This is a genomic window from Nocardioides sp. (assembly GCF_036493135.1).
Lineage (GTDB): Bacteria > Actinomycetota > Actinomycetes > Propionibacteriales > Nocardioidaceae > Nocardioides.
In genome coordinates, this window is sequence record NZ_DASXQG010000084.1 from 1 (window position 1) to 7656 (window position 7656).

Below are 7656 nucleotides of genomic sequence, written 5' to 3' on the forward strand. Positions count from 1 at the left end.
ATCAGCCGCGAGCGCGACGTACCTGCTGACGGCGTGCACAGCCGTGGCGCCTACGAGTCGGCGTTCGACTGGAACGGCTATCGCGCCTCGGTCCTGCTGGCCCCGTTCGACGGCGACTCCCGGTCGGCGTGCGAACGGACGCTGGACCAGCAGGTGAGCAGCATCCGTTGCGTCCGGGTGTCCGGGGGCTGGGCGGTCCGCGACTCCCAGATGGACGCCCAGGACAACAACCGCTCGGCGAACGTCCTCCGTGACAGGGGCTGGCAGATGTGGGTGCTGATCTACAACTCGGGAAGCGAGAAGGGCAGCCCGTCGGGAGGACCTCCGCCAGTCGACGTCCCCGACCTGGAGAAGGTGGCGACCAGCGGTCTCTGGTTCGGCTGAGCCTGGGTCCGAGTCTCGGTCAGGTCTCGACCAACCGGGCGGCGTGGGCGCGCTCGGTGTCGGCGACGGCACCCGGCGAGGACGAGCGGAGGACCCAGCGGTGTGTGGCGCCGTCCGGACCGAGGAACTCGCCGCAGCCGAGGGCGGCGTCGATGGTGCGACGTACGACGGCCTCGTCCTCGGTCGCGAACAGCACCCGCACCCGGCGCCGGGCACCGCGACCCTTGAGGGTGGTGTGGTGGGGCGCCACCGGACAGGGTGGCTCGTGGTCGAGCTCGCCACAGAGGGCGACCGTGACCGCGCCGCCGATGGCGCGTTCGTCGGTGCCGTCTTCGAGGATGAGCAACGCGTCGTGGGCGAAGGCCTTTCTCACCGGGCCAGTATGCGCACTCCGAAAAACCCTCGAGCAGGGCGGTGGTGCACCTCACCCCGGCGGCGATTCGGAGGGTGGCTCCGCGTGGCCCTAGACTGACCAGGTCAGCGGCTCGCCGGAGGCGGGTCGCTTTCTTGATGCCCGGTGTGGTGCGTGACCCCGAGATGGCCCAGCCGTCACGGAGTCGCGCAGAGGCCAGTGATCGGGCGCCAAGCCCCGTCACCCGGTGGTCGCACGTCTGTGCCCGCCCACACCGAAGGATCTACATGTCCGTCTTCGCCGAGCTCCCCGCCGAGCTCGTCTCCGCCCTCGCCGAGCAGGGCATCACCGAGCCGACCCCCGTGCAGGCCGCGGTGGTCCCCGACGCCATGGCCGGGTACGACGTGCTCGGCCGCGCGCGCACCGGGTCGGGCAAGACGCTCGCGTTCGGGCTGCCGATCCTGTCGCGCCTGGCCGGCCGTCGCTCGCGCCCCTGCCACCCGCGCGCGCTGATCGTCGTCCCGACCCGCGAGCTCGCCAACCAGGTCGCCCGCGCCCTGCAGCCCGTGGCTGCCTCGGTCGGTCTGAAGCTGACCACCGTGTACGGCGGCACGCCGTACGAGAAGCAGACCCGGCAGCTCCGGCAACGCGCCGACCTCGTCGTCGCGACCCCCGGCCGGCTCGAGGACCTCTTCGAGAACGGCTACCTCTTCTTCGACGACATCGAGGTCACCGTCCTCGACGAGGCCGACCATCTCTGCGACCTCGGCTTCTACCCGGCCGTCGACAAGCTGGTCGGCCTCACCCCGGCCGGCAGCCAGCGGCTCCTGCTCAGCGCCACCCTCGACGGCGACGTCGACGCGCTGGTGCGCACCCACCTGCGTGACCCGCGCGTCCACGAGCTCGACCCGAACGCCGGCTCGATCACCACGATGACCCACCACACGCTGACCGTCGGCGGCTTCCGCGACAAGGTCGACGCCGTGAGCCGGCTGGTCCGGGCGAACGGTCGCACGATCGTGTTCACCCGCACCCGCGAGAGCGCGACGCAGCTCGCCGAGGCGCTCACCGACTCCGGCACGAAGGCCGTCGACCTCCAGGGCAGCCTGTCCCAGCGGGTGCGCGAGCGGAATCTCCAGCGCTTCACCGACGGTGACGTGCAGGTTGTCGTCGCCACCGACGTCGCGGCCCGCGGCATCCACGTCGACGACGTCGGCCTGGTCGTCCACTTCGACCCCGCCGGCGACGCGAAGTCCTACCTCCACCGCAGCGGTCGTACGGCGCGCGCCGGGAGCGAGGGCTGCGTCGTGACGCTGACGACGCCCCGCGGGGTCGCGCAGGTCGTCCGGCTCCACCAGAACGCCGGCGTCGAGGTGCTCCACCACGACTTCCGCACGGCTCCGTCGCCGATGACCGCCGAGGCGCTCGCCGAGGCCGGCCATCCCGGACCGGTCCGCACCGCCGACTCCCGGCCGCGCCAGGGCCGCCCCGCCGGGCGCACGCCGTACCGCGGCCAGGGCCGACGCCCGGCCGGCTCGTCGTACGCCGACCGCCGGCAGCATCGCGGGAAGCGTCCGGTCAGGTAGTCCCTGACAGAACCGTCCCGAATATGCCTGAAACGGAACGGTTTCGTCAGGGACTACCCCGCCAGCCCCGTGTGGATCCCCTCATCCGCGGGCGAGCTGCCAGGCGATCGTCAGCATGGTCAGCCCGATCAGGACGTCGAGCACCTGCCAGGCGCGCGGCCGGGACAGCAGCGGCCCGGCCAGTCGCGCGCCGTACCCCAGCCCGGTGAACCACAGGATGCTCCCGAGGCCCGCGCCGACCGCGAACCACCACTTGCCCGTCGGTCCGTGGTGTGCCGCGATCGACCCGAGCAGGAGCACGGTGTCGAGATAGACGTGCGGGTTGAGCCAGGTCAGGGCCACCGCCTGCACGAGCGCGCCACGCAGCCGAGGCTCCGCGTCGGACGACGCCGTCAACGTCTCCGAACGGCGGGCCCGCCACAGCGACCTGACGCCGTACGCCGTGAGGAAGGCGACGCCGAGCCAGCGCACGACCGTCAGCGCGGTCGGCGCGTGCTGCACGATCGCTCCGATGCCGGCCACGCCGGCGCCGATCAGGACGAGGTCGGAGACCGAGCAGACCGCGACCACCGGCCCGACGTGCTGGCGGAGCAGACCCTGCCGGAGCACGAACGCGTTCTGCGCCCCGATCGCGACGATCAGCGACAGGCCGGTCAGCAGACCGGCGAGAGCGGCGTCCAGCACTCCCCGAGGTTAGAGGGCCGAACCCTGCTCAGCTGACGGGCCGCCGACGGTCGAATGCGACTTGCCGGGTGCCGACGACCCCACGGTCGTCCCCGGGCGTGTTGAATGCGGCTCCAACGGGTTCTTCATCTTGGGGAAAGGCACTTCATGAGATCCAGCACGCGCGCGCGCACGCGCACCGGCGCGCTGTCCGTGGCCACCGCGACGGCACTGACAGCGGCCCTCGCCGCCGTGCCGGTCGCAGCCGCGAACGCAAGCCCGAACGCAAGCACGAATGCCAGCACGGCCCACGCCTCGAACCAACACTCGACCCAGGCCCAGAGCCAACGGCCTACCGTGGTGACGTTGCTGACCGGCGACCGCGTCCTTATCCGTCACGACGCGGCAGGGCGGACCCTCGCGTCACTGACGCTGCGCTCGCCGCACTACGGCCGACCGATCGAGTTCGTGGACACGGGGACCCACACCTGGGTGGTCCCGAAGCTGGCGCCCTCGGTACGCAGCCGCTTCGACACCTCGGTCTTCGACGTCGCCGCGCTGGCTCGTGACGGCCGCGTGCCGCTCACGGTCACCTTCGCCAAGGGTGCCGCACCGCGAGCCCTGCCCGGCCTGCAGGTGCGAGCCTCGGCCGCTCGCAGCGCTGCCGGCGGACGCACCACGGCCACTGCGTCGTACGACGCGCGCCGGCCGCTGCCCGCCTCGCTCGCCAGCTCTCTGCGCGGCGTCTCACGCATCTCGCTGGCCCATGCTGCGCCCCAGGTCGCCCCGGCGTACCAGCTCCACACGCTGACGATCAACGTGACGACCCGGAAGGGCAAGCCGATCCCCGGTGCCGACGTCTTCGTCTTCAACGCCGATGACGCGCGACTCCTCGGCGCCTTCGGTGGCGTCTTCGACGGCCAGTGGAAGGTCTCCGTCCCGACGGGGAACTACGTCGTCCTCGTCAGCGACTTCACCCACGTCGTGCTCCGGCAGGCCTCGGTGACCGACGACGCCGTCGCCGACCTGTCGATGGCTGCCGCAACCGTCAAGCCGAAGATGACGGCGATGGCCGGCCTCTCGAAGCTGAACCCGTCGCTCGACGTCATCGGCACTGACGAGGCCGGCTACGGCGGCTTCGACTTCGGTTGGTCCGGGATCTTCCCGAAGGTCAGCCCCCTGACCCACGTGGTCGCCGGTCAGGTCCACACCGAGGTCGCCAACATGTGGAGCGCGAAGGGCTACCAGCCGTTCTCCTTCCACGGCGGACATGTGAAGATCCACCCGATCAAGCGGGTGGTGGCCGCCAAGCAGGTCGTGAAGGGGATCCCACACCGCCTCACGTTCCGCTACCACCGGAAGGACTTCGCGGACGTCGCGATCAAGCACTACGCGACGGGGCCGAAGCAGTCCGCGTTCGACAGCTGGGTGGCCTTCAGCCCGGTCGACCAGTTCTTGTTCGTCGAGGGGTTCCCGAGCGTCCGGCCGAGCGTCATCCACGCCAGCCTCCTCGGAAGCAAGAAGCTCTTCTGGGACAGCTCGACGTCGGTGTCCGACGATTTCCGCAGGTTCACCGAGCTGGACCAGGTCGCCAAGTACCACCGTCGCCAGCAGGCGCAGGTGCCGTTCTTCCGGGGGCCGGTCACACCCGTGGCGGACCGCGGCGGCGACTCGGAGCACGCGAGCGACTTCTGTCGGTTGTGTGTCACCCATGGCCAGCTGCACGGTGCCCTGGCCATGTTCGCCAGCGCGGGGACGGACCAGGCCGGCTTCGACGATTCCGGCCGGTGGGCGCTGTTCCGGGGTCATCGGCAGGTGGACCACGGCGCCGGCTTCATCCGGCCGAACGTGACGGGCGTCAAGGCCGGTCAGCGGATGCGGCTGGAAGCGACGACGACTCCCGCGGACAAGAAGTACTTGCTCTCGCGCAACGTGTCGGACATCTTCCGGTTCAAGGTCCCGCACGGCGACAGCACGATGGTCCCGCTGCTGCGCGCGGCGTACGTCCCACCGACGAACCTGCAGAGCGTCGGCAAGGCGGGGCAGGTGTCGTTCCCCATCACGTTCGACAACCAGGGCCCGGTCGCCGCGCGCGTCGCGAAGGCCGCCCTGAAGTGGTCCGTCGACGGACGCCACTGGCACGCGGCCGACCTGACCCGCAAGGACAAGAACACGTTCCGGGTGTCGTACGCCAACCCGGCCGCCAGCCGGGCGCATCCCTACCTGAGCCTCCAGGTGACGGCGAGGGACACGGCAGGCCGGTCGATCTCCGAGACGGTCGAGCACGCCTACCTGCTGCCGCACGGACGGTCGTCGAGCCCGCACGCGACGCATCCGCAGCACCGTGAACGGTTCCGTCCGAACAAGCTGTGCCGTACGTCGGGCAAGCACGCGTACTCCTGCTTCGTGAAGCTGAGTGCCGCCACCCGTGCGGCGGGCAAGGCGTCGCCCGACCCGGCCGGCTGGGGAGCCCCGGCGCTGCGCAGCGCCTACGACCTCGGCCCCGACCAGGCCCCGGGCACCGTCGCGGTGGTCGTCGCGTTCGACTACCCGCACGCGCAGAGGGACATGAACCAGTACCGCGCGCAGTACGGCCTCCCGGCCTGTACCGCCGCGAGCGGTTGCTTCAAGAAGATCAACCAGAAGGGCGAGACGGGGCACTACCCGGAGCAGGACTTCGGCTGGGGCGTCGAGGCCTCCCTCGACCTCCAGATGATCTCCGCGGCCTGCCCGACCTGCCACATCGTGCTGGTGGAGGCGAACCAGCCGACGGACAGCGCCCTCTTCCATGCGGAGCAGGCGGCGGTCAACGCGGGCGCGACGGTGACCAACCACTCGTTCGGCCGGATCGAGCTGACCGGCGCCGAGAGCGACGCCCTCCACTTCGAGCACCCGGGCGTGACCGCGGTCGCGTCGACCGGCGACTTCGGCTACGGGCCGGCCAGCTTCCCGGCCTCCTCGCCGAACGTCGTCGCGGTCGGCGGCACGGTGCTGTCACGGTCGGCGACGAGCGCGCGAGGGTGGACCGAGAAGGTCTGGCAGTACGCCGGGTCGGGCTGCTCGGCGTACTTCGACAAGCCGGTGGGCCAGACCGACACCGCGTGTCACGGTCGCACCGAGGCGGATGTCTCGGCAGTGGCGCGGGGACTGGCGATCTACAACACCTCGCTGCCGCGCCGGTTCCGGGGCTGGATGATGGTGGACGGCACCAGCGCCTCGTCCCCGCTGATCGCCGGGATGATCGGTTCGGTCGGCACTCCCGGGGTCACCCCGCAGCTGCTCTACGCACACGCGGGCGACTTCAACGACGTCGTCGGGGGGAGCAACGGGTTCTGCCAGCACAGCTACATCTGCACCGGCGTCGCGGGGTACGACGGCCCGACCGGGCTCGGGTCACCGAACGGCGTGAGCGCGTTCGCCGTTCCTTAGCCAGCCGTACGACGCAACAGAGCCGGTGGTGTCCTCGGACACCACCGGCTCCGTCGTCCTCGGCCGGCCGGGATCAGAAGGCCGACTCGTCGAGGTCCATCAACGCGAGGTCGACGTGCTCGGCGATCCGGCGCTCGGCGGTCAACCGGGGCAGGGTGGTCTGGGCGAAGAACTGCGCGGCCGCGACCTTGCCCTCGTAGAACGACTGGTCCTTCGCGGAGACGGTCCCGGCCAGCTTGTCCAGCGCGACCTGTGCGCCTCGCAGTAGCAGCCAGGCGCAGACGACGTCGCCGAGCACCGCCAGGAGCCGGCTGGTGTTCAGGCCGACCTTGTAGATGTTGCGGACGTCGCCGCGGTCGGCGGACGGGTCGGCGCTCATCAGGTCGTTGATCATGTGTCCGACGATCGCCTGCGCGTCCTCGAGCGCCGTGGCCAGCAGTCCCCGCTCGACCTTGAGCCGGCCGTTGCCGCCCTCGGTCTCGATGAACGCCTGGATCTCCTGCGCCAGGTGGCCGAGGGCTCGGCCCTGGTCCTTGACGATCTTGCGGAAGAACAGGTCCTGGCCCTGGATCGCCGTGGTGCCCTCGTACAGGGTGTCGATCTTGGCGTCGCGGACGTACTGCTCTATCGGGTAGTCCTGCAGGAAGCCCGAGCCGCCGAAGGTCTGCAACGCCTCGGTGCCGAGGAGCACCCACGACCGCTCCGAGCCGTAGCCCTTGACGATCGGCAGGAGCAGGTCGTTGACCGCCATCGCCAGCTCGTCCTTCTCCCCGCGGTACTCGGCGATCATCACCTGGTCCTGCCAGGAGGCGGTGTAGAGCACCAATGACCGCATCGCCTCGGCGAACGACTTCTGGGTCATCAGCGAGCGGCGTACGTCGGGGTGGTGCGTGATCGTGACCCGGGGCGCCGTCTTGTCGGCGGCCTGGGTGAGGTCGGCGCCCTGGACCCGCTCCTTGGCGAAGTCCAAGGCGTTCAGGTAGCCGGTCGACAGCGTGGCGATGGCCTTGGTGCCGACCATCATCCGGGCGTTCTCGATCACCTGGAACATCTGCGCGATGCCCTCGTGCACCTCCCCGAGCAGCCACCCGCGCGCCGGCTCGCCGCCACCGACTCCCGGGTCGCCGAAGGTGAGCTCACAGGTGTTGGACACCTTGATCCCCATCTTGTGCTCGACGCCGGTGACGTAGACGCCGTTCCGCTCGCCGGTCAGCTCGCCGGTCTCCACGTCGAAGTGGAACT

General features: G+C 70.6%; 6 protein-coding genes. 3 read left to right on the forward strand and 3 right to left on the reverse strand.

Annotation, left to right across the window (positions count from 1 at the left end; translation table 11 throughout):
- Positions 1–384 (forward strand): hypothetical protein (locus VGJ24_RS15945; protein ID WP_331501621.1); only part of this gene is annotated, 384 nt, incomplete at its 5' end.
- Positions 385–403: 19 nt separating this feature from the next.
- Here the strand turns inward: VGJ24_RS15945 and VGJ24_RS15950 are convergent.
- The gene (locus VGJ24_RS15950) at positions 404–757 is read right to left on the reverse strand and encodes a hypothetical protein (RefSeq protein WP_331501622.1); all 354 of its coding nucleotides are present in this window, start codon (positions 755–757) and stop codon (positions 404–406) included.
- 266 nt (positions 758–1023) lie between these two features.
- Between VGJ24_RS15950 and VGJ24_RS15955 the strand changes: the two genes are divergently transcribed.
- On the forward strand, positions 1024–2322 hold the full coding sequence (locus VGJ24_RS15955; RefSeq protein WP_331501623.1) for a DEAD/DEAH box helicase: 1299 nt from the start codon (positions 1024–1026) through the stop codon (positions 2320–2322).
- Between the two features lie 81 nt (positions 2323–2403).
- Here the strand turns inward: VGJ24_RS15955 and VGJ24_RS15960 are convergent, their stop codons facing one another.
- Positions 2404–3006 (reverse strand): LysE/ArgO family amino acid transporter, encoded by a 603-nt coding sequence (locus VGJ24_RS15960; protein WP_331501624.1) that lies wholly within the window; start codon positions 3004–3006, stop codon positions 2404–2406.
- 147 nt (positions 3007–3153) lie between these two features.
- Between VGJ24_RS15960 and VGJ24_RS15965 the strand changes: the two genes are divergently transcribed.
- Positions 3154–6414, forward strand: coding sequence for a S53 family peptidase (locus tag VGJ24_RS15965; protein ID WP_331501625.1), 3261 nt, complete (start codon positions 3154–3156; stop codon positions 6412–6414).
- A gap of 73 nt (positions 6415–6487) precedes the next feature.
- On the opposite strand, the gene VGJ24_RS15970 is transcribed toward VGJ24_RS15965, so the two are convergent.
- The coding region (locus VGJ24_RS15970; RefSeq protein ID WP_331501626.1) for an acyl-CoA dehydrogenase at positions 6488–7656 on the reverse strand (1169 nt) is incomplete at its 5' end.